Source organism: Pseudescherichia sp. (assembly GCF_031998825.1).
In the GTDB taxonomy this organism is placed as follows: Bacteria; Pseudomonadota; Gammaproteobacteria; order Enterobacterales; family Enterobacteriaceae; genus Pseudescherichia.
In genome coordinates, this window is the sequence record NZ_DAMACX010000059.1 from 1 (window position 1) to 20873 (window position 20873).

21 protein-coding genes are annotated in these 20873 nt (G+C 58.4%); 10 read left to right on the forward strand and 11 right to left on the reverse strand.

Annotation, left to right across the window (positions count from 1 at the left end; translation table 11 throughout):
• The first annotated feature begins 205 nt into the window (after positions 1-205).
• Entirely contained in the window at positions 206-2350 is a 2145-nt protein-coding gene (dinG, locus tag RTP97_RS18900) for an ATP-dependent DNA helicase DinG (protein WP_312416403.1), read from the forward strand.
• 28 nt (positions 2351-2378) lie between these two features.
• Positions 2379-3344 carry a DNA-binding protein YbiB gene (gene ybiB, locus RTP97_RS18905; protein ID WP_312416407.1) on the forward strand — a complete coding sequence of 322 codons (966 nt, stop codon included), beginning with the start codon at positions 2379-2381 and terminating at the stop codon, positions 3342-3344.
• Between the two features lie 135 nt (positions 3345-3479).
• Here the strand turns inward: ybiB and ybiJ are convergent, their stop codons facing one another.
• The 3 genes from ybiJ to RTP97_RS18920 all read right to left on the reverse strand — a co-directional run bounded on the left by ybiJ (position 3480) and on the right by RTP97_RS18920 (position 5242).
• Positions 3480-3740, reverse strand: a complete 261-nt coding sequence (gene ybiJ / locus RTP97_RS18910) for a DUF1471 family protein YbiJ (RefSeq protein ID WP_312416410.1) — start codon at positions 3738-3740, stop codon at positions 3480-3482.
• Between the two features lie 285 nt (positions 3741-4025).
• Positions 4026-4292 carry a DksA/TraR family C4-type zinc finger protein gene (locus RTP97_RS18915; RefSeq protein ID WP_312416413.1) on the reverse strand — a complete coding sequence of 89 codons (267 nt, stop codon included), beginning with the start codon at positions 4290-4292 and terminating at the stop codon, positions 4026-4028.
• A gap of 41 nt (positions 4293-4333) precedes the next feature.
• Complete coding sequence (locus tag RTP97_RS18920) at positions 4334-5242, reverse strand: LysR substrate-binding domain-containing protein (protein WP_312416415.1); 909 nt, start codon at positions 5240-5242, stop codon at positions 4334-4336.
• Between the two features lie 169 nt (positions 5243-5411).
• Between RTP97_RS18920 and RTP97_RS18925 the strand changes: the two genes are divergently transcribed.
• From RTP97_RS18925 to RTP97_RS18955, 7 genes are read left to right on the forward strand one after another with little or no spacing between them, the layout of a single operon-like run.
• Positions 5412-6362: a branched-chain amino acid ABC transporter permease gene (locus RTP97_RS18925; RefSeq protein WP_312416416.1), complete on the forward strand. Its 951-nt coding sequence runs from the start codon at positions 5412-5414 to the stop codon at positions 6360-6362.
• 7 nt (positions 6363-6369) lie between these two features.
• Positions 6370-7473: an ABC transporter permease subunit gene (locus RTP97_RS18930; protein ID WP_312228935.1), complete on the forward strand. Its 1104-nt coding sequence runs from the start codon at positions 6370-6372 to the stop codon at positions 7471-7473.
• Positions 7470-8237 (forward strand): ABC transporter ATP-binding protein, encoded by a 768-nt coding sequence (locus tag RTP97_RS18935; RefSeq protein WP_312416417.1) that lies wholly within the window; start codon positions 7470-7472, stop codon positions 8235-8237. Before RTP97_RS18930 ends, RTP97_RS18935 begins: the two co-directional genes overlap by 4 nt.
• Entirely contained in the window at positions 8230-8952 is a 723-nt protein-coding gene (locus RTP97_RS18940) for an ABC transporter ATP-binding protein (RefSeq protein ID WP_312416418.1), read from the forward strand. Before RTP97_RS18935 ends, RTP97_RS18940 begins: the two co-directional genes overlap by 8 nt.
• A gap of 27 nt (positions 8953-8979) precedes the next feature.
• Entirely contained in the window at positions 8980-10137 is a 1158-nt protein-coding gene (locus RTP97_RS18945; protein ID WP_312416419.1) for a branched-chain amino acid ABC transporter substrate-binding protein, read from the forward strand.
• 14 nt (positions 10138-10151) lie between these two features.
• Complete coding sequence (locus RTP97_RS18950; protein ID WP_042392287.1) at positions 10152-10640, forward strand: L-2-amino-thiazoline-4-carboxylic acid hydrolase; 489 nt, start codon at positions 10152-10154, stop codon at positions 10638-10640.
• A complete protein-coding gene (locus RTP97_RS18955) occupies positions 10640-11881 on the forward strand; it encodes a Zn-dependent hydrolase (RefSeq protein ID WP_312416421.1) in 1242 nt (413 codons plus the stop codon). Before RTP97_RS18950 ends, RTP97_RS18955 begins: the two co-directional genes overlap by 1 nt.
• Here RTP97_RS18955 and RTP97_RS18960 read toward each other — a convergent pair.
• On the reverse strand, positions 11878-12396 hold the full coding sequence (locus RTP97_RS18960; protein ID WP_312416424.1) for a VOC family protein: 519 nt from the start codon (positions 12394-12396) through the stop codon (positions 11878-11880). The two genes, RTP97_RS18955 and RTP97_RS18960, sit on opposite strands and share 4 nt — an antisense overlap.
• A gap of 111 nt (positions 12397-12507) precedes the next feature.
• Positions 12508-12771 (reverse strand): DUF1471 family periplasmic protein McbA, encoded by a 264-nt coding sequence (gene mcbA, locus RTP97_RS18965; RefSeq protein WP_312416427.1) that lies wholly within the window; start codon positions 12769-12771, stop codon positions 12508-12510.
• 162 nt (positions 12772-12933) lie between these two features.
• Here mcbA and rlmF point away from each other — a divergent pair, with 162 nt between their 5' ends.
• Positions 12934-13872 carry a 23S rRNA (adenine(1618)-N(6))-methyltransferase RlmF gene (rlmF, locus tag RTP97_RS18970; RefSeq protein ID WP_312416430.1) on the forward strand — a complete coding sequence of 313 codons (939 nt, stop codon included), beginning with the start codon at positions 12934-12936 and terminating at the stop codon, positions 13870-13872.
• Here the strand turns inward: rlmF and ybiO are convergent.
• The 6 genes from ybiO to rhtA all read right to left on the reverse strand — a co-directional run bounded on the left by ybiO (position 13862) and on the right by rhtA (position 20492).
• The gene (gene ybiO, locus RTP97_RS18975) at positions 13862-16117 is read right to left on the reverse strand and encodes a mechanosensitive channel protein (RefSeq protein WP_312416431.1); all 2256 of its coding nucleotides are present in this window, start codon (positions 16115-16117) and stop codon (positions 13862-13864) included. The two genes, rlmF and ybiO, sit on opposite strands and share 11 nt — an antisense overlap.
• 122 nt (positions 16118-16239) lie before the next feature.
• Positions 16240-16962: a glutamine ABC transporter ATP-binding protein GlnQ gene (glnQ, locus tag RTP97_RS18980; RefSeq protein ID WP_312416433.1), complete on the reverse strand. Its 723-nt coding sequence runs from the start codon at positions 16960-16962 to the stop codon at positions 16240-16242.
• A complete protein-coding gene (gene glnP / locus RTP97_RS18985; RefSeq protein WP_042392296.1) occupies positions 16959-17618 on the reverse strand; it encodes a glutamine ABC transporter permease GlnP in 660 nt (219 codons plus the stop codon). The genes glnQ and glnP overlap by 4 nt, the downstream gene beginning before the upstream one ends.
• 93 nt (positions 17619-17711) lie before the next feature.
• Positions 17712-18455 carry a glutamine ABC transporter substrate-binding protein GlnH gene (gene glnH, locus RTP97_RS18990; protein ID WP_312228942.1) on the reverse strand — a complete coding sequence of 248 codons (744 nt, stop codon included), beginning with the start codon at positions 18453-18455 and terminating at the stop codon, positions 17712-17714.
• Between the two features lie 372 nt (positions 18456-18827).
• A complete protein-coding gene (gene dps / locus RTP97_RS18995; RefSeq protein WP_312210251.1) occupies positions 18828-19331 on the reverse strand; it encodes a DNA starvation/stationary phase protection protein Dps in 504 nt (167 codons plus the stop codon).
• Between the two features lie 273 nt (positions 19332-19604).
• On the reverse strand, positions 19605-20492 hold the full coding sequence (gene rhtA, locus RTP97_RS19000) for a threonine/homoserine exporter RhtA (RefSeq protein ID WP_312416437.1): 888 nt from the start codon (positions 20490-20492) through the stop codon (positions 19605-19607).
• Between the last annotated feature and the right edge of the window lie 381 nt (positions 20493-20873).

Sequence of the window (20873 nt, forward strand, 5' to 3'; positions counted from 1 at the left end):
AGGCGGCGCGCCGAAATCAAGCCAGCCGCGCCGCAGCGGCGATGCGAAACCCGCCGGGGAGCAGGCGCGCCGTCGCCGTCCGCGTAAACCAGCGGCATCGCAGTAATAATCCTGAAGCCCGGCCGCAAAGCCGGGCTTTTCTTTTGCGGCATGCCAACGATCGTGAGACAATAGTGGCTGTTTATACAGTATTTCAGGTCTCCCGATGGCTCTTTCCGCCGCGCTGAAAGCGCAGATTGCCGCCTGGTATAAGGCGCTACAGCAACAGATCCCCGACTTTATCCCGCGCGCACCGCAGCGGCAGATGATCGCTGACGTCGCCAAAACCCTGGCCGGGGAAGAGGGACGGCATCTGGCCATTGAGGCCCCCACCGGCGTCGGTAAAACCCTCTCCTATCTCATTCCCGGTATCGCCATCGCGCGTGAAGAGCAGAAGACGCTAGTGATCAGCACCGCCAACGTGGCGTTGCAGGATCAGATCTTCAGCAAGGATCTCCCGCTGCTGAAGAAGATTATCCCGGATCTGCGCTTTACCGCTGCCTTTGGCCGCGGGCGCTATGTCTGCCCACGCAACCTAACGGCCCTTGCCAGCAGCGAGGCCACTCAGCAGGATCTGCTGGCCTTTCTCGACGACGAGCTGACGCCGAACAGCAAAGAGGAGCAGCAGCGCTGCGCCAAACTCAAGGCCGATCTCGACAGCTACCGCTGGGATGGCCTGCGCGATCACACCGATCAAAACATTGAAGATAACCTCTGGCGGCGGCTCAGCACCGACAAGGCCAGCTGCCTGAACCGCAACTGTCACTACTACCGCGAGTGCCCGTTCTTTGTCGCCCGCCGGGAGGTGCAGGAGGTCGAGGTGGTGGTGGCAAACCACGCCTTAGTCATGGCGGCGATGGAGTCCGAGGCGGTGCTGCCGGAGCCGAAAAACCTGCTGCTGGTGCTGGATGAGGGCCACCATCTGCCGGACGTAGCCCGCGACGCGCTGGAGATGAGCGCCGAGATCACCGCCCCCTGGTATCGGCTCCAGCTCGATCTCTTCACCAAGCTGGTGGCGACCTGCATGGAGCAGTTCCGCCCGAAGACCACGCCGCCGCTGGCGCTGCCGGAGCGGCTCAATGCCCACTGTGAAGAGCTGTATGAGCTTATCGCCTCGCTCAATTCCATCCTCGGACTCTACATGCCCGCCGGTACCGAGGCAGAGCACCGCTTTGCCATGGGCGAGCTGCCTGACGAGGTGATGGAGATCTGCCTGCGGCTGGCGAAGCTGACCGAGATGCTGCGCGGGCTGGCGGAGCTGTTCTTAAACGATCTCAGTGAAAAGACCGGCCAGCACGATATTGTCCGCCTGCACCGGGTCATCTTGCAGATGAACCGCGCCCTGGGCATGTTTGAGAGCCAGAGCAAGCTGTGGCGGCTGGCCTCGATGGCCCAGGCGTCGGGCGCGCCGGTGACCAAGTGGGCCACCCGCGAGCTGGTTGAGGGGCAGATGCACCTCTTCTTCCACTGCGTCGGCATCCGCGTCAGCGACCAGCTTGAGAAGCTGCTGTGGCGCAGCGTACCGCATATCGTTGTTACTTCGGCCACCTTACGCTCCCTCAACAGCTTCTCCCGGTTACAGGAGATGAGCGGCCTGAAGGAGAAAGCGGGGGATCGCTTCGTGACGCTCGACTCGCCCTTTAACCATATTGAGCAGGGCAGGCTTGTGATCCCGCAGATGCGCTACGAGCCGCTGATGGAGCACGAAGAGAAGCATATCGCCGAGATGGCAGCCTACTTCCGCGAGCAGGTCGAGAAAAAAGAGCACCCTGGTATGCTGGTGCTGTTTGCCAGCAACCGCGCCATGCAGCTGTTCCTGACCTACGTCACCGATCTGCGGCTGATGCTTTTGGTGCAGGGGGATCAGCCGCGTTACCGGCTGGTGGAGCTGCACCGCAAGCGTATCGACGAGGGGGGGCGCAGCGTGCTGGTGGGGCTTCAGTCCTTTGCCGAGGGGCTGGATCTGAAAGGGGATTACCTAACCCAGGTGCATATCCATAAGATCGCCTTCCCACCCATCGACAGCCCAGTGGTGATCACCGAGGGCGAGTGGCTGAAGAGCCTCAACCGCTACCCCTTTGAGGTTCAGAGCCTGCCGAGCGCCTCCTTCAACCTTATCCAGCAAGTGGGGCGGCTGATCCGTAGCCACAGCTGCCGGGGTGAAGTGGTGATCTACGACCGACGGCTGCTCTCCAAAGGCTACGGTAAACGGCTGCTCGATGCGCTGCCTGTTTTTCCTATTTCCCAACCGGACGTGCCTGACGTTATAGTAAAAAGTAAACCAAAACAGAATCGTCGTCGGCGACGCTGATCATCACCTATGACGCAAGGAGTTAGCTATGGATTTCCGCAAGATCATTAAAGAGGTCGGGCGCGGTAAAAATCACGCCCGCGATCTGGATTTTGATACCGCACAGGCGTTGTACACCCACATGCTCAACGGCGAGGTGGACGATCTGGAGATGGGCGGGATCCTGATCGCCCTGCGCATCAAAGGCGAAGGCGAAGCGGAGATGCTGGGCTTCTACGAGGCGATGCAGGCTCAGACCCTGCGCCTGACCCCGCCGGTGGCGAAGCCGATGCCCATCGTCATTCCCACCTATAACGGTGCGCGCAGGCAGGCGAACCTGACTCCGCTGCTGGCGATGCTGCTCCAGCGGCTGGGTTTTCCGGTGCTGGTGCACGGCGTGAGCGAAGATCGCGATCGTGTCATCTCGGAAACCATTTTTACCCTGCTGGGCATTGAGCCGACCCTGACCGCCGGTCAGGCGCAGGCGAAGCTGGAGGGGCGCAACCCGGTATACGTCCCCATTAGCGTACTCTGTCCGCCCCTGGAGAAGCAGCTGGATATGCGCTGGCGCATGGGGGTGCGTAACAGCGCTCACACCCTCGCCAAGCTGGCGACACCCTTTGCGGAAGATGCCGCCCTGCGTCTCTCCAGCGTCTCTCATCCCGAATACGTCACCCGGGTGGCAAAATTCTTTGGCGATATCGGCGGGCGTGGACTGCTGATGCACGGCACGGAAGGGGAGGTGTATGCCAATCCTCAACGTTGCCCACAGCTAACGTTGATCGATGCGCAGGGGGCTCGCGTCCTGAGCGAGCGACAGGACGAAACGGCGGAGCAGGCTGTTTTGCCAGCCAGCAAAGATCCGGAGGTGACAGCTCGCTGGATTGAGCGCTGTCTGGTGGGCAGCGAGCCGGTACCAGAGTCGCTGAAGCGGCAGATCGCCTGCTGTTTCATCGGCACGGGGGAAGTGGAAACGCTGGAACAGGGCCTGGCGCGCGTGGCGCAGCATTTTTGATAAACAGCGGGCAAAAAAAGCCCGTCCAGAACCGGACGGGCAACAAGGGTAACAACAAACAGGGTCAATGCAGTAATAATGAGGGGTAATACAACCCGCCGATGATGAGCCGACGGGGCAGACACGGTAAGGCGATTACTGATAGATAACCGCAGTACCGCTCATTTTGTTGTAGGCGTTGGCAGAGGTGATGCTATAGCCTTTCGCGCCTGCGGCAGCGGCTTTCTGAGCCAGCTGTGCTTCCAGACCATCCAGCGTGGTCGCGCCCTGCGCGGAAACAACGCCAATCTTATGCATGCTCTGAGCCTGTTCAGCGGTAACTGCCTGGGCGGCGAACGCGCCAAAGGAGAGGGTGGTCAGTGCAAGAGCAGCAACAGCATATTTGATGGTTTTCATGGTTCAATTCTCGCAGTTTGTTCTGTATGGGAGACGATGTTCCGTCGATGTGATGAGTATCACGTTTTTCTGCGAGAGATAAAATCAAATAGAATTGACGACCTTCATCTAAAATTTTGAACGATCGTTAATATATTGAAAATGAATGATTTTTAACAGGAATTATTCATACGACGGCTCATTTGCATCGTGCCGCCGTTTTAGCGGCACGAAATGCCACTTCAGCAGCGCTGTTTTGTGATTCAGATAGCAACCGCTTGCGCTGCCTAATCCGCCGTTATTTAGTTAACGAAGCTGGCTGTCTTTCGAACCTCTACGGTTATATCCTGAAAAGGCGTCATTTTTCAAATCTTTCTTCTGCTGGCACTCCACGCACAGCCTGACGCCCGGGATCGCCTTGCGGCGCGCTTCGGGAATAGTGGCTCCGCACTCTTCGCACTCGTGCAGGCTCTCACCCTTCGGCAGTTCGCGGCGCGCGCGGGCTACCGCATCGTCAATGGTGCTGTCGATCTGGTCCTGTACCGCACCGTCGTTCGCCCAACCTGAAGCCATAGCGCTCTCCTTAGTGAGAAATATGACTTAAGTTTAGACTATTATCTCCCGGCTTCCTCACGCAGCCACTGCTGGAGCAGCTTGCCCTCGTGGGTCATCTCCACATCCTGGCGCACGCAAAGATAGTAGTCGCGTCCGTCGTCGATGGGCAGGTCAAAAATCTTCACCAGCTCGCCGGTTTGCAGATAGGGCAGGATCATCGGCTCGCGCATCAAAGCGCAACCCAACCCGGCCTGCACGGCGGCCAGGGTCAGGAGCCCATCCTCAAACATCGCCCCATCCCGACGCACGCGCTTAACCTGCTGCTCGCCAAACCACTGCGTCCAGGTCGCGCGCTCTTCGTCATGCAGGAGCGGCATCTGCGCCAGCTGCGCCGGAGTCTCAATATAGCCATGCAGGCGGATAAACTCCCGGCTGCATACCGGGATCATGCGCCCGGAGATCAGCTTCTCGCTGCGATAGCCCACCCACTGGCCATTGCCAAAGCGGATCGACATATCCGAGGCGTCGCTCAGATAGTTGCGATGGTTGGCGTAGACCACGTTGATCTCCATCTGGGCGTGGGCCTGGATGAAGCGCGGCAGGCGGGGAATAAACCAGCCCATCCCAAAGAGCGGGATCAGGCTGATGGTCACCTGACGCGAGCGGCCCTGCTCAAACAGCTGGCCGGTGGCCTGGCGCAGCACGCTGAAGGCGGCGCGTATTGAGCGGTAGTACTCACGCCCCTCGCTGCTCAGCACCAGATGGCGTCCCTGACGATGGGTGAGCGGCAGCTGTAAGAAACTCTCCAGTACCTTGAGCTGGTGGCTAACCGCCGAGGGAGAGACGCTCAGCTCCTCGGCGGCGGCGGAGACGCTGCCCAGCCGGGCGATGGCTTCGAAGACCCGTACCGCACGCAGAGGCGGATCGTCCGGCAGTCCGCTTTCGCCTAACTCTTCTGTTTTTTTCATATGTTGAAGCAAACCCTGTCTAATTCTCAAAAATCGTTTTTATTTTATAATTGAATATCAGTCAGTTAGTGAAATACGCTTTTATAATAAGAAAGAATATATCTGTATTTCAAAATTAAATTCAATTGTTGGATGCTTACGCTGAAAAAATTCTCAGCAGGCACGTATTGTGGACACACTTATTCAGCAACTGATCAATGGCATGATGCTGGGCAGCATTTATGGCCTGATTGCCCTCGGCTATACCATGGTGTATGGCATTCTGCGCATCATCAACTTTGCCCACGGCGACATCTTAATGGTCGGCGCGCTCACGACCCTTTCGGGGATCAATCTTCTCTCCCAGTGGTTCCCCGGCATGAACCTGCTGGTGCAGCTGGCCCTTGCCCTGATGGCGGCGATGGTAGTCTGTGCCCTGCTGGCGATGGCGGTAGAGCGCTTTGCCTATCGTCGCCTGCGTAACGCGCCCCGGCTGGCACCTCTGATCAGCGGGATCGGCATCTCGGTGCTGCTGCAAACCGTTGCCATGCTGATCTGGAGCCGTAACCCCCTGATGTTCCCGCAGATCCTGCCGATGGATCCCATCGAGATCACTGCGGGCAGTGCTGAACATCCGCCTGCGATTATCACCGTGACCGGCATGGTCACCCTGGCCGTCACCTTCCTGGTGATGCTCGGCCTGTGGCTGCTGGTGGAGTACAGCCGTCTGGGTCGCGGAATGCGCGCCGTGGCGGAAAACCCGCAGGTTGCCAGCCTGATGGGCGTCTCGCCAAATCGGATTATTACCCTAACCTTCGCTATCGGCGGCGCGTTTGCCGCCCTGGCGGGGGTGATGATGGCCAGCAACTACGGCAACGCCAGCTTTTCCATGGGCTTCCTGCCGGGCATCAAAGCCTTTACCGCCGCCGTGCTGGGGGGGATCGGCAACATTCGTGGTGCCATGCTGGGCGGCATTCTGCTCGGGCTGATCGAAGCGCTGGGCGCAGGCTACCTGGGCGATCTCACCGGTGGCGCGTTCAGCAGTAACTATCAGGATATTCTGGCCTTTATCGTGCTGATCCTGGTGCTGGTTTTCCGTCCTGCTGGCCTGCTGGGCGAGCGTGTTGCACAGCGTGCCTGAGGATCCTATGACTATCTTAACTTCCGAACGCAGCGCCGCACCGCGGCTTAACCTCGGCATCATCCTGCTGGTGGCTGGGCTGCTGCTCGCCCCGTGGCTGGCCTCCGCCGCCGGTGGCAACTACTGGGTGCGGGTAATCGACTTTACCCTGCTCTATATCATGCTGGCGCTGGGCCTTAACATTGTGGTCGGCTTTACCGGCCTGCTGGATATGGGCTTTATTGCCTTCTACGCTGTCGGTGCCTATCTTGCGGCGCTGCTCGCCTCGCCGCATCTGCTCGATGCCTTCCCGGTACTGCAGGGCTACTTCAGCGACGGGCTGCACGTCTCCTACGGGGTACTGATCCCGCTGGCGGCCTTTATTGCCGGGATCTGCGGCATCCTGCTGGGCGCGCCGACCCTGCGCCTGCGCGGGGATTATCTGGCGATTGTGACTCTCGGCTTCGGAGAGATTATCCGCATCCTGATGCGCAACCTCGACCGCCCGGTCAACATCACCAACGGCGCGAAGGGTATCTCGGGCATCGACTCCCTGAGCCTGTTTGGCCTCGAGTTTCGCGGCGTCTACCATCTGCTGGGAGTGAAAATCCCGGCGCTCTACCTCTGGTACTACCTTTTTGCCGCGCTGATTGTGGCGATCGTCTTTATCTGCATTCGCCTGCAACGCTCCCGAGTGGGCCGGGCCTGGCACGCCATCCGCGAGGATGAAGACGTGGCGCGGGCGATGGGCATCAACGTGCGTAACTTTAAGCTGCTGGCCTTCGCGATGGGTGCCTCCTTTGGCGGCGTCGCCGGGGTGATGTTTGCCTCGTTTCAGGGCTTCGTCTCCCCGGAATCCTTTACGTTGCAAGAGTCTATCGTCGTGCTGGCGATGGTGGTACTGGGGGGCATCGGCCACGTGCCGGGGGTAATCCTCGGGGCGGTGATGCTTTCGGCCCTGCCGGAGCTGCTGCGCAGCCAGGCCGTGCCGGTGCAGGAGGCGCTGTTCGGCACCGTGCTGGTGGATCCAGAGATCCTGCGTCAGCTCTTCTACGGTCTGGCGCTGGTGCTGGTGATGATTTTCCGTCCGGGCGGCGTCTGGCCTGCTAAACATGCGGGGGCAAAAGCATGAGCCTGTTAACGATCCGTAATCTGAGCAAGCGCTTTGGCGGCCTGGTGGCGGTCAACGACGTCAGCCTGTCGGTAAAGGCGGGCGAGATCTACGGCCTGATTGGTCCTAACGGCGCGGGGAAAACCACCTGCTTCAACCTGATCACCGGCCTCTACACCGCCGACAGCGGCGAGTTTAGCCTGGCCGACACGCCTTACTCGCCAAAGGCGATTGAGAAAGTGACCCAGGCAGGCATCGCGCGCACCTTTCAGAACCTGCGCCTGTTTAACGACATGAGCGTGCTGGAGAACGTGATGATCGGTCGCCACGTCCGCACCCGCAACGGTCTCTGGGCCGCTATCACCCGCCATAAGCGGGCGAGAGAGGAGGAGGCGGAGACCGAGCGCCAGGCCTGGTACTGGCTGGAGTACACCGGCATCGCCCAGTTTGCCCACTACCGCGCCAGCGATCTCGCCTACGGCCACCAGCGCCGTCTTGAGATTGCCCGCGCCCTGGCAACCGATCCTAAGCTGCTGGCCCTTGACGAGCCTGCGGCAGGCATGAACGCAGCGGAGAAAGTCGCCCTCGGCGAGCTGCTGCGCCGCATTCGTGACGATGGCAAAACTATTTTGATTATTGAGCATGACGTGAAGCTGATTATGAGCCTCTGCGACCGCATCAGCGTGCTGGACTACGGCAAGGTGATTGCTGAAGGGGAACCGGAGGTAGTACGTAGCCATCCGGACGTGATCCGCGCCTATCTTGGAGGAAACGCCCATGTCTGAGCCTATATTGCAGGTGCGTAACCTCTCCGTGCACTACGGCGGCATTCAGGCCGTACGCGGGATCGAATTTAGCCTCAACGAAGGTGAGCAGGGCACGCTGCTGGGAGCCAACGGCGCGGGCAAAAGCTCTACCGTGCGGGCCATCGCCGGGCTGCAACCCTACGGCGGAGAGATCCTCTGGCAGGGCAAATCGATTCACCGCCGCGCCCCGCAGGATCTGCTCCGTGACGGCGTTGTTCTCGTGCCGGAGGGGCGGGGCATATTTACCCGCATGACGGTAGAAGAGAACCTGCTGATGGGGGCCTGGCGGCGCAAAGGTCGGCAGGCGGTGAAGCAGGAGATGACCCAGATCTATGAGCGTTTTCCGCGTCTTGGCGAACGTAAAGATCAGCTGGCCGGGCTGCTCTCCGGCGGCGAACAGCAGCTGCTGGCTCTGGGCCGGGCGCTGCTTAGCCAGCCGCGCCTGCTGATCCTCGACGAGCCGTCGATGGGGCTGGCTCCGATCATGGTCGAGACCATTTTCAACGAGATTGCCGCCCTGCGCGATGCCGGGGTCACGCTGCTGCTGATCGAGCAGAACGCCCGGCTGGCGCTGGAGGTCACTCATCGTGCGTGGGTGATGGACAGCGGATCTATCGCCCATCACGGTGACTCTGCTGCACTGCTGGCCGACAACCGAATTCAGGAAATTTATTTAGGCGAAATTGCCGTTTAAAACACCACCAACATCAGGGAAACCATAATGAAAACCATGCAACATAAAGTGCTGAGCGCCATGATCGCCCTCGCTGCCCTCGGCGGGGCAGCGGTAAACCCGGCCCAGGCTGATGAGACCGTGATTATCGGTCTGGCTGGCCCGCTGACCGGCCCGTCGGCGCGTATCGGTAAGGATCTGGAGAACGGCGCGCAGCTCGCCATCGATGACGTGAACAAAACCCACCCGACGATCGGCGGCAAAGCGGTGACCTTTAAGCTGCAATCCGAGGACGATCAGTCCGATCCGCGTACCGCCGTGGCCGTGGCCCAGCGCCTGGTAGACAGCGAAGTGGCAGGCGTGGTGGGTCACTGGAACACCGGGACCAGCATTCCGGCGGCGCGCATCTATCACGATGCAGGCATCGCCCAGGTTGCCCCGGTCGCTACCGGTCACGCCTACACCCAGCAGGGCTTTGACACCAGCTTCCGCGTGATGGGCCACGACGATGACGGCGGCGACTACGCGGCAAAATATGCGGTGCAGACCCTGAAGGCGAAGCGCATCGCGGTAATCGACGACCGTACTGCATTCGGTCAGGGGCTGGCCGACGAGTTTATCAAGTCGCTGGAAGCGCAGGGCATCAAGCCGGTTGACCGTCAGTACGTTGATGAGAAGACAGTGGATTTCAACGCCGTGCTGACCGCCATCCGCAGCAAAAATGCCGATCTGGTCTTCTTTGGTGGCGTGGACAGCCAGGCGGCTCCGCTGGCGCGTCGTCTCAAGCAGCTGGGCATGAAGGCCACGCTGATGGGCGCGGGCGGCTTCGTTAGCCAGACCTTCCTGAGCCTGGCGCAGAAAGAGGGCGAGGGCGTGGTGGCGCTGGAGCCGGGTCTGCCGGTAGACAAAATGCAGGGCGGTAAGGCATTCGAGCAGGCCTACCAGTCTAAATACCACACCCATATCGAACTCCACGCGCCGTTTGCCTATGACGCCACCCGCGTGCTGATCGCCGCGATGCAGAAGGCCGACTCCGTTGATGCCGGTGACTATCTGCCTGCGCTGCGCGCCATCAACTACGCTGGCGTAACCGGCAATATCGCCTTTGATGAGCAGGGCAACCTGAAGAATCCATCCTTTACCGTCTACAAAGTGGTGAACGGTAAGTGGGAACCCCAGACCGTGCTGGGCGGTAGCGCGAAGTAATTTGTGAGGCAATGATGAGCTGTGAGCAAAAACAAGAGCTGGGCATTCTCGCCCGCCGTAAAATTGAAGCTGAAATAATTAAACCGATCTATGACATCCTGGTGCGCGAGGTGGGTAAAGCCCGCGCCCAGGCGGTGATTGGCGAAGCCATCGAGCAGGCGGCTATCCAGGCCGGGCAGAACTTTGCTGCCGCCGAACCGAAAAAAGCGGATCTGCGCAGCTTCGTGGATCTGCAGTATCTCTGGGAGAAGGATAACGCCCTCGACGTGCGGGTGATCGAAGATGACGGCCAGCGCTACGACTATGACGTGACGCGCTGCCGCTACGCCGAGATGTACCATGAGATGGGCCTCGGCGAGATCGGCCATCTGCTCTCCTGCGCGAGAGACGATAAGTTTATCGTCGGCTATGCGCCTGACGTTGAGCTGACCCGCACCCAGACCATTATGTCCGGCGCGCCGTGCTGCGATTTCCGCTATCGCGTCAAAGACAAGGAGGCGTGATGGCGTCTCCTCTAAAGGTGGATAGCGCACGCCTGTGGCAGACCCTTAATGAGTTTGCCACCCTTGGCGCAACGGCGGGGGGCGGGGTGACCCGGCTGGCGCTGAGCGACGAGGATCGGTGTGGGCGCGACCTGCTCGCTGCCTGGGCGCGTGAGGCGGGCTTTAGCTGTGACGTTGACCGACTGGGGAATATGTTTATTCGCCGGGCGGGCAGCAATCCCGATCTGACGCCGGTGCTCACCGGCTCGCACGGGGACTCCCAGCCGCTGGGCGGCAACTACGACGGCATCTATGGCGTGCTCGCCGGGCTGGAGGCGCTGCGTACCCTTAACGATCGCGGCATCACCACCGAGCGCGACCTCATTCTGGTGAACTGGACCAACGAAGAGGGGGCGCGTTTTGCTCCGGCGATGCTGGCCTCCGGCGTCTGGACCGGGGTATTCAGCGAAGCCTATGCCCTGGCGCGGGAAGATCGCGACGGCATCAGCGTGGGTCAGGCGCTGGCGGCTATCGGCTATCAGGGCGAGCGTCCGGCGGCGGCTATCCCGCTACACGCCTGCTATGAGCTGCATATTGAGCAGGGACCGCTGCTTGAGGCGGAGGAGACGGATATTGGCGTCGTCCACGCCGCCATGGGCCAGCGCTGGTATGAGATCAACCTGACCGGCTTTGCTGCCCACGCGGGAACCACCCCGATGGATCTGCGTCGCGACGCCCTGTGTGCCTTTGCCGAGCTGACCCTGGCGGTTGAAGCCATTGGCCGCCGCTTCGCCCCGGACGGGCGGGCCACCGTAGGCAGCGTGCAGGCGACGCCGAACTCGCGTAACGTCGTGCCGTCTGCGGTCTTCTGCACCGTCGAGTTCCGCCACCCAGAAACCGCTGCGCTGGTGGAGATGGAGGCGGCGCTAACCGAGGCGCTGAACGGGCTGTCGGCCCGCAGCATTGACGTCGCCTGGGAGCGCATCTTTGACTACGCCCCGGTGGATTTTGATAAAGGCTGTATTACGCGTATCGAGCAGGCCACCCGTGAGCTGGGCTACTCTCAGTGCCGGATAGTCTCCGGGGCGGGCCACGACGCCTGCTACGTTAACCGGGTCGCCCCTACCGCAATGATCTTTATCCCCTGCGAAAAGGGCATTAGCCATAACGAGGCGGAAAATATCACCCCGCAGTGGGCAGAGCGTGGGGCAAACGTGCTGCTCAACACCCTGCTGGCGGCGGCTAACGAAAACGAGGCCTAGGGTAACCAGCGCTCAGCGGTGGCGCCCTCATCGTAGTGCAGCGGTGAGGGGAGGGTAATCAGCTCGATCAGCACACCAAAGGGAGTGCGGCAGAACCAGGTCTGGTTGCCGGCTCCCTCCTCCTGGGCGAAGCTATCGCTCGGCCCCTCCAGCATCTCCGCCCCGTGGGCGCGCAGCGTTTCCCCTGCCTCTTTAATGTCATCCACATAGATCGAGAAGTGGTTAATCCCCGGCTGGCAAATATTGGTTTGCTGATTCTTCACGCCCGGATCGAGCTGGAACAGCTCGACGTTAGCACCGTTACCCAGCCGCAGCATCGCCAGGCCGATCACGCGCATATCAACCGGAAAGCCGTTCAGCGGATGCATGCTCTGGCCGTCAACGGCTTTCGCAGGCTCGTCAGGGGGAACGATACGGTAGAGCACGCTGGCACCCAGCGCATTAATAAAGAAGGTCTCGGCGGCTTTCAGATCGGTAACGGTAATGCCAATATGCTCTATGCCCTTGAATTTCATCTTCTACTCCTCAGCTTAAGGTGAATATTAAGGGTAGTAAAAGATATGAACGGGGTAAAAAAATGCCCCACAAAAGACTCTCAGACTTTTACGGGGCGGTTTTAATAAAACTCATTTGTAGATGGTTGCCGTGCCGTACATCTGGTTTTCACCGCCAGCGGAATTAATCACAAATCCTTTCGCGCCTTGTTGACGGGCTTTTTCAGCCAGCTCATCCTGGAGATCGTCCAGGCTCAGCGCACCCTGTGCGGAGACCGTGCCTGCCGGGCGTAGCGTCCCGGTATCACCTCTCATCAGTTGCTGTGGTGCGGCAAAGGTGCTGACCGTCATGGCGGAAAACGCCAGTGCGGCAGCCATTGCCAAATATTTTTTCATCATGACATCCTCTTATCAGGGAACCGCAGCTTAAGTTTAGGTCTGGCGAAGAGAGGCTTACGGGCAAAAATTTCGCCAACATGCTGCGGTTTTTTGCATGAATCGCTGTTTACCGCGCCGCTTTCAGGGGGTATCTTACGCCGCTTATTACAGGAGAATGCCATGAATGCCCAGAAGCCGGGATTACACCCGCGTAATCGTCACCGCAGCCGCTACGATCTCGACGCGCTCTGCGTCGTAGAGCCACAACTACGCGGTTTCATCATTGCTACCCCAGCTGGGGAGCCGACGGTCAACTTCGCCGATCCCGATGCCGTCAAGGCGCTGAATAAAGCGCTGCTGGCGCACTTTTATGGCGTGGCGCACTGGGATATTCCACAAGGCTTTCTCTGTCCGCCGGTGCCGGGCCGGGCGGATTATATCCACCACCTGGCGGATCTGCTGGCCGAAACCAGCGTTGACGGTGCGATCCCGCGCCAGGCGAGCGTGCTGGATATCGGCACCGGGGCCAACTGCATCTACCCGCTGATTGGTCATCATGAGTACAGCTGGCGCTTTACCGGCACCGAGGTAAACGACGCGGCCTTTGCCAGCGCTCAGGCGATCGTTACCGGCAATCCTGGCCTGACCCGGGCTATCCGCCTGCGTCGCCAGAAAGATCCGGCCGCCATCCTTAACGGCATGATCCACAAGAACGAGCAGTACGATGCCACGCTGTGCAACCCGCCGTTTCACGACTCGGCGGCGGCAGCCCAGGCGGGTAACGACCGCAAGCGGCGCAACCTCGGCCAGAGCGAGGCGAGCGGCCTTAACTTTGGCGGCCAGCAGCAGGAGCTGTGGTGCGAGGGTGGGGAGGTGGCCTTTATCAGCAAGATGATCGCCGAGAGCCAGGCCTTTGGCCGTCAGGTCTTGTGGTTCACCACGCTGGTATCACGCGGCGAGAACCTGCCGCCGCTCTACCGCGCCCTGACCGCCGCTGGCGCGGTGAAGGTGGTGAAAAAAGAGATGGCCCAGGGGCAGAAGCAGAGCCGCTTCATTGCCTGGACCTTCCTGGATGAGGCCCAGCGTCGCCGCTGGGCACAAACGCGATTTAAAGCGTAGGTTGCGCAGGGGGCAGGGTCTGGCCGCCCCCTGGCTCTGCGGCCCCCGGCTGCGCAGCCGCTGGGTTAGCCAGCACCTGATAGGTCTGTACCGGCGCACGCACGTCGGCGAGATCAAAGTGCTTTTTCACCATGCTGTCGAGGGCAAAGCGCACCGTCCACTGCTTCAGCGGCTGGGTGGTAAAGGTCACCCGCAGCGTGAAGGCGGTGTTGGTCAAGCCAACAATGCCCACGAAGCTCGGCTCGCCAATGATCAGCTTGCGGATATCCTCCTGCTCCATCAGTTCGCCCACCGCTGCCTTCAGCGCGTTATTCGCTTTCTCCGCATCCTCATGGCGATCCACATCGTAGTTCGCCACGATCGACCCAATTCCGCGCACAAAGTTAGCAAAGGTGGTAATCGACGACCACGGAATGATGTGGTAGGCCCCGGTATCCTGACGCACCCCCACCGAACGAATCGACATCCGCTCTACCGTGCCGGTGAGCGGCCCAATGGTGACCAGATCCCCGGTGTTCATCCCGTTCTCAAACTGAATGAAGATCCCGGTGATAATATCTTTTACCAGGGTTTGCGCCCCGAAGGAGATGGCCAGACCCAGCGCCCCGGCACCGGCCAGCAGCGGGGCGATGTTCACCCCAATCTCCGAGAGCACAATCATCACCGTAATGGTGCTGATCACTACCGCCAGCGCGTTTCGGAACAGGGTAAGCAGGGTGCGGGTGCGGGCGCTGGGCAGCGGTCGACCGTGAATATCCGAGGAGAGACGGTTTTCGATCAGGCTCGCCAGCACGGTCCAGCCCACCGCTGAGAAGAAGAGGATCAGCGCGATGCGGATCAGTATATCAACGGCTTTTTCGCCCGCCCCATAGTGCAGCCAGTTCCAGAAATCGAACAGGCCCCACGCGCTGAGCAGCAGCATGATGGCGACAATGACGGTGAGGAATCGCGCCACCTTCAGCGCCGTCGACAGCCAGCCGTTGACCCGCTTCTGCAGCTCAGGGTAGTTACGCTGCACCTGAGGTGAGAGGGTGATCCGCTTAGCAATCCAGCGCGACAGCATGCCCGACACAAACGCCGCAATACCGATAATCGCCAGGCTGCGCACCGTCGCGCCCATCATAAATTTCAGGCTGTTGCCTGGATCGAACAGCGAGAAGAAGAACAGCACCACGAAATAGGCGCAGGCCAGCCAGTGCCAGACCAGCGCAAAGGCGCGAATAAAGAGGCTAAAGAAAGCCAGCGAGCGATCGGCAAGGTGGTGGAGGTTCTCATATACCGTGGTCTTATTGTGAAAAATAAGGTAGAGCGCCCAGGTGGTGATACAGAGCATGATCAGCACGTTCGCCAGCGCGCCAAACTGAACGTTAACCTGGTTTGAGATAATCGGTACGGCCACCAGCAGGCCATAGCCAATCAGGCTGCTCAGGGCGCTCAGGCGCAGGTGCCAGTATTTCGCCGCTTCGTTTTTAATCGAGAAAGGACGCAGATCGGGGAAGCGCGGGCAGAAGATGAGTCGCAGGATCGCCTTAAAGAACTCAATAAGCGCAAAGGCGTTGAGGAACAGGCTCTGCTGAAAGGCAATGGTGCGGTTGCCGCCGTTCAGATTATCGCTCAGCAGCTGGCCGATAAAGAGGGTAAGCGCCAGCAGCATCAGGTCGATAATAAACGCCCCGACGATCATTGCAGGCAGCTGTAACCAGTTGGCCCGGTCATGATTCTTACGCCGCCCCCATTTGCCCATCTTGCGGTAGAACGGGAAAGCACAGAGGCGCACCAGCCAGTAAAAGACAAACACCAGCCCGGCGAGCAGCAGGAAGTGACCGGCGGCGTTAATGAAGGTGTGTGGGTTAAAGGTCTTGTGCGGCGAGCCGGTAATGTTGCGGTAGAGCTGGGCAAAGCGCGACGACAGCTCCTCGCCGTAGTGCCGGCTGACCTCCTGCACGTTCTCCAGCACCGTCTTCTCTTCGGCAACCTCTTCCGGTGGCGTGATAGTGGGCACCGGCTCCGGCGGCGGGGTGGCGGCGACCTTGCGCAGCTGGCCAATCAGCTCCTCACGGGAGCTGGTATTTTCCAGCACGTCCGCCAGGGCGGCATAGGCCGCTTTCTTTTGCTCGAGATCCGGCTCGGCGGCAGGTGCGGTCTCGCTGGTGGCAGGGGCGGCGGACGTGGATGTGACGCCCGGAATAGTGGCCGCGTGGAGCGGCATGATAAACAGGCTAAGCAGCAGCAGTAACCACGGCACGGTCTCTCTCCTGAGAAAATAGTGCAAAAAGATAAGTATAGATGCTGCCAGCGCTGCGTCTGGAAATGGGAGAAATCCGGCGGAGGAAAAAAAACGCTCTCCGGATGGAGAGCGTTGATAACTCAGGATACGTGCTGGAGGAACTCTTGCAGACGCGGGCTGGGCGGGTTCTCAATCAGCGTTTGCGGATTGCCATCTTCAGCAATACGGCCTTTATCGATAAAGATCAGACGCGAGGCAACCTTCTCGGCAAAGCCGATTTCATGGGTCACGATCACCATCGTCATCCCCTCTTCGGCCAGGTCCTGCATCACCTTCAGTACCTCGTGGCGCAGCTCAGGGTCGAGGGCCGAGGTCGGCTCATCAAACAGCATCATCTTCGGCTTCACCGCCAGCGCACGGGCAATCGCCACGCGCTGCTGCTGGCCGCCGGAGAGTTCAGACGGATAGTGGTGCGCACGCTCGGCCAGGCCGACCTTCGCCAGCAGCGAATTTGCCAGCGTCTCGGCCTCGCTTTTACTTGCTCCACGCACGCGCAGCGGGCCAAACATCACGTTCTCCAGCGCCGTCAGGTGCGGGAAGAGGTAGAACTGCTGGAATACCATGCCCGCTTCCTGGCGGATCAGGCGCTCATCCACCTTCGGGTCGTTTACCTTCAGGCCGTCAACGATCAGATCGCCGCTGGTGATCTCTTCCAGCTTGTTGATGCAGCGCAGCAGCGTCGACTTACCGGAGCCGGAGGGACCGATGATGACCACCACTTCGCCCTGGTTGATGTTCAGGTCGATGTTATGCAGCACCTGGGTTTTACCAAAGTGCTTGGAGACGTTTTTAAATTCAATCACAGGATTTTCATCCTTCTTTCAAGACGACGCAAAATAAAGCTCAGAACCAGGGTAATGATGAGATAGAACACCGCAACGGCGCTCCAGATCTCCAGCGCACGGAAGTTGCCGGCGATGATCTCCTGGCCCTGGCGAGTCAGTTCGGCCACGCCGATAACAATAAACAGCGAGGTATCTTTAATGCTGATGATCCACTGGTTACCCAGCGGCGGCAGCATACGGCGCAGCGCCAGAGGCAGGATCACCCGGCGGATGGTCTCACGCTTAGAGAGACCCAGCGCCAGGCCCGCTTCGCTAAAGCCTTTGTGGATCGAGAGCACCGCGCCGCGGGTAATTTCGGCGATATAGGCGCCGGAGTTGATCATAATGGTGACAACCGCGGCGCTGAACGGATCGATGCGCAGATCGTTAAAGGCCATCGGCAGGGCGAAGTAGATAAACATCACCTGAACAACGATAGGCGTGCCGCGAATGATCTCGATAAATACCAGTGCGATGTGGTTTGCTATCCAGCCGCCGAAGCTGCGGGCGAAACCGGCTGCAAGGCCGATAATTAAACCGCCCGCCAGACCGAGGACCGAGATCCACAGGGTCATTTTGACGCCTTCAAACAAAATGGGAATGGCAGGCCAGATGGCACTCCAGTCAAACTGCATGATGAATTCCTGTATACCGTGGTGAAATACTAGAAATGTAGGCCCGGTAAGCGCTGGCGCCACCGGGCGTTACAAACCTGAATTCAGGCTGAATTATTTAGGCTCTGTACCGAACCATTTTTTATAAATTTCGTTATAGGTGCCGTTCTCTTTCAGGGTTTTCAGCGCGCCGTTCACTTTCTCACGCAGATCGTCGCTGCCTTTCGGGAAGGCGATACCGTACTGCTGCGCTTCCAGAGAGTCGCCAACCGCTTTGAACTGGCCTTTGCCGGCAGTCTGGATGAAGTACAGAATGTTCGGCGTGTCGTGCAGGACCGCATCAGCGCGATTAGTACCCAGCTCCATGTAGGCGTTGTCGATGTTCGGGAACTGTCGCAGATCTTTAGTTTTGATATTGGCTTTCGCATAATCAACGGAGCCGGTGCCGCTCTTCACCGCCACCACTTTGCCATCAAGGTCTTTAACGCTTTTTACGTCGTTATTGTTGGCTTTGACCATCACCAGCAGGCCGCTTTTGTAGTAGCCATCAGAGAAGTCGACCGCTTTTTTACGCTCGTCGGTAATGGTGATCCCCGCCAGCGCCAGGTCAACGTTTTTGGTTTGCAGCGCCGGGATGATGCCGCTGAAATCCATTGGCTTCAGGGTGTAATCCAGCTTTAGCTCTTTCGCTACCGCAGCCCACAGATCCACGTCAAAACCGACGTATTTATCGCCCTGTTTGAATTCGAACGGAACGAACGCGGTATCGGTTGCCACAACCAGTTTGTCAGCGGCGTGAGAAGAGACCGCAAAAGCCAGGGTAAGTGCAGCAAGGGAAACTTTAAACACAGACTTCATAACATTTCCTTTTATATCCACGGGGCGATCCCCTGAGAGAACGTACGCAGTATGAAAAAATCGTGCCAGGTTTACAACCTATTGTTTTGTAAAGGCGATATTTTCAACTACCGTACAAAAAGCATGCATGGCTGAGCGATGTGCACCATTTCAGTGACCCATTTTGGTGCGCAGGTGACATGTTGCACAATATGCTGCTATTAAGCGCATAAAGCGGCGATAAAACAACCCTTGATTAACGATTGTGTGAGGTAATTATTACAAGTGATTTACTTTACGAGGGGGATAGATAGCGCAGTTTGACTTGGGTTGCACTAGAGAAGTGCAAAACCCTCTCCCGGGCGGGAGAGGGTAATAGATAAAGCTTATGGCTTATTCGATGTTAGATTCGATAAACCACAGGAATTTATCCAGGTCGCGAGACGCGGCGGTGAAGATATCTGCGGTATCTTCATCTTTCGCTTCGCTAATGGCTTTACGGGTGCTGTTGGCCACGATGGCATAGCGCTCGGCCAGCTCTTTCAGGTGATCCTGAACAGTGTGAATATCCAGCGGATAGCTTTTCAGCGGAGTCTTGCTGTTGACGACCTGAGTTGTACCCAGCGCCACGCCACCCAGCTGAACCGCACGCTCGGCAATGGTATCGAGGTGATCGGTCAGGGTGGTACGGAAGCCGTCCAGCATCTCATGTACGCCAATAAAGTTAGCGCCGCGCATATTCCAGTGAGCCTGCTTGGTGATCAGGGACAGATCAATGAACTGGATCACCTGGCGGTTCAGCAACTCAACGGTTGCCTTTTTATCGTCGTCCGCGACATCGTTACGAGTATAAAGCAGATCGGATGATTTGGTTTTTACCAGTTTAGCGGTACTCATAATCTCATATCCTCTTGATGTATGTTCCCAGGTAATTACTGGAACTAAGTATAGCACCGGTTTTTGGCTTTGCTATTTTGGCTATTCCTATCGGTTCAATAGTAATAATGAGGGTGCAAAAAGCTATTTTTTACATATCAGTAACTTACATTTCACCAGGGAGATGATTCTTAATTTATATAAGGCATTGAGAATGCTAATGAATATTATTCATAGCGAGAGGCGAAGCTGGAGGGATTATTCTGCACGGTACGAGACCGTGCAGAAAAATAATTAACCGATATCAACTTCTTTTATTTTGCTCTCCCGGCGCAGCGTCAGCGTAGAGCCAATAGAGGCAGCAACAATGGCTGACAGCGCCAGCCACTGCACCAGCGTCAGGGTTTCACTCAGGAAGACCATCCCCGATACCGCTGCTAGCGCAGGCTCCATACTCATTAAGGTGCCAAAGGTACGGGTCGGCATGCGCGTCAGGGCTACCATCTCCAGCGAGTAGGGGAGGGCAGTGGAGAGCACAGCCACGGCCAGTCCCAGGGGGAGAATCGACCAGTGCCAGAGCGCGTCCCCCGCCTGGATTGCGCCCAGGGGAACAAACACCACGGCGGCAATCAGCGAACCCAGCGCCACGGTGGCCGGGCCGTGCTCCTCTCCGGCACGCTGGCCGCAGATAATGTAGATGGCCCAGCAGGCACCTGCCCCCAGCGCGAAGGCCGCCCCGGTGAGATCGACATGGGAGACGTCCTGCCCCAGCGGCAGAAGAAACCACAGCCCCAGCACGGCCAGCACAACCCAGATAAAGTCTACCGGGCGGCGGGAGGAGAAGAGAGCTACCGCCAGCGGGCCGGTAAACTCAAGCGCCACCGCAATACCCAACGGAACCGTCTGGATAGAGAGATAGAAGAGGTAGTTCATTGCCCCCAGCGCCAGGCCATAAAACAGCAGCGGCTTACGCTGCTCCGGCGTAAAGCGTAGCCGCCAGGGCCGGAAGATAACGACAAGGATGATTGTTCCCAGAGCAAGACGCAGGGCGGTCACGCCGGGCGCACCAATCAGCGGAAAGAGCGACTTCGCCAGGGATGCGCCGCTTTGAATCGACGTCATCGCGATAAGCAGTATTAATACAGGTAACCAGACGGGCAATTTGCGCGGTAAAGCAGGCATCCTTTCTCCTGTCAATTTATGTCAAACAGAGTAAAGAGGGCAGTGTAATGGAAATAGATGTCTGTGGTTGAGTCTCCGTTGAAAATAAATGTCAGGAAAGCGATAGAATGGTGACAAGTTGCTGGATTATTCACCGTATCTTTAGGAATAATCTGGATGAATATGTCGCTTTTATGGCGCGATAATAGCGACATGACTTGAAAAAAAGCTTTTTTTTGAAAGAGATACGCGGAAGAGGAAACGTTCTGTTACATCAAAAGGCGCGTTAGACAGCGTGAAGCGCAAAGAGTTTCTCAATATTTTTTGTTATATTTAATACTTAGGACTTACTTGAAGCACATTTGAGGTGGTTATGAAAAAAATTGCATGTCTTTCAGCACT

What these genes read in the sequence shown, in the direction of transcription:
- dinG (WP_312416403.1), top strand. Translation starts at nt 206, where the DNA reads ATGGCTCTTTCCGCCGCGCTGAAAGCGCAGATTGCCGCCTGGTATAAG.
- RTP97_RS18960 (WP_312416424.1), bottom strand. Translation starts at nt 12,396, where the DNA reads ATGAAATTCAAGGGCATAGAGCATATTGGCATTACCGTTACCGATCTG.
- ybiJ (WP_312416410.1), bottom strand. Translation starts at nt 3,740, where the DNA reads ATGAAAACCATCAAATATGCTGTTGCTGCTCTTGCACTGACCACCCTC.
- RTP97_RS18955 (WP_312416421.1), top strand. Translation starts at nt 10,640, where the DNA reads ATGGCGTCTCCTCTAAAGGTGGATAGCGCACGCCTGTGGCAGACCCTT.
- glnH (WP_312228942.1), bottom strand. Translation starts at nt 18,455, where the DNA reads ATGAAGTCTGTGTTTAAAGTTTCCCTTGCTGCACTTACCCTGGCTTTT.
- ybiB (WP_312416407.1), top strand. Translation starts at nt 2,379, where the DNA reads ATGGATTTCCGCAAGATCATTAAAGAGGTCGGGCGCGGTAAAAATCAC.
- RTP97_RS18950 (WP_042392287.1), top strand. Translation starts at nt 10,152, where the DNA reads ATGAGCTGTGAGCAAAAACAAGAGCTGGGCATTCTCGCCCGCCGTAAA.
- rhtA (WP_312416437.1), bottom strand. Translation starts at nt 20,492, where the DNA reads ATGCCTGCTTTACCGCGCAAATTGCCCGTCTGGTTACCTGTATTAATA.
- RTP97_RS18920 (WP_312416415.1), bottom strand. Translation starts at nt 5,242, where the DNA reads ATGAAAAAAACAGAAGAGTTAGGCGAAAGCGGACTGCCGGACGATCCG.
- glnP (WP_042392296.1), bottom strand. Translation starts at nt 17,618, where the DNA reads ATGCAGTTTGACTGGAGTGCCATCTGGCCTGCCATTCCCATTTTGTTT.
- dps (WP_312210251.1), bottom strand. Translation starts at nt 19,331, where the DNA reads ATGAGTACCGCTAAACTGGTAAAAACCAAATCATCCGATCTGCTTTAT.
- RTP97_RS18930 (WP_312228935.1), top strand. Translation starts at nt 6,370, where the DNA reads ATGACTATCTTAACTTCCGAACGCAGCGCCGCACCGCGGCTTAACCTC.
- mcbA (WP_312416427.1), bottom strand. Translation starts at nt 12,771, where the DNA reads ATGAAAAAATATTTGGCAATGGCTGCCGCACTGGCGTTTTCCGCCATG.
- rlmF (WP_312416430.1), top strand. Translation starts at nt 12,934, where the DNA reads ATGAATGCCCAGAAGCCGGGATTACACCCGCGTAATCGTCACCGCAGC.
- RTP97_RS18945 (WP_312416419.1), top strand. Translation starts at nt 8,980, where the DNA reads ATGAAAACCATGCAACATAAAGTGCTGAGCGCCATGATCGCCCTCGCT.
- RTP97_RS18935 (WP_312416417.1), top strand. Translation starts at nt 7,470, where the DNA reads ATGAGCCTGTTAACGATCCGTAATCTGAGCAAGCGCTTTGGCGGCCTG.
- RTP97_RS18940 (WP_312416418.1), top strand. Translation starts at nt 8,230, where the DNA reads ATGTCTGAGCCTATATTGCAGGTGCGTAACCTCTCCGTGCACTACGGC.
- RTP97_RS18915 (WP_312416413.1), bottom strand. Translation starts at nt 4,292, where the DNA reads ATGGCTTCAGGTTGGGCGAACGACGGTGCGGTACAGGACCAGATCGAC.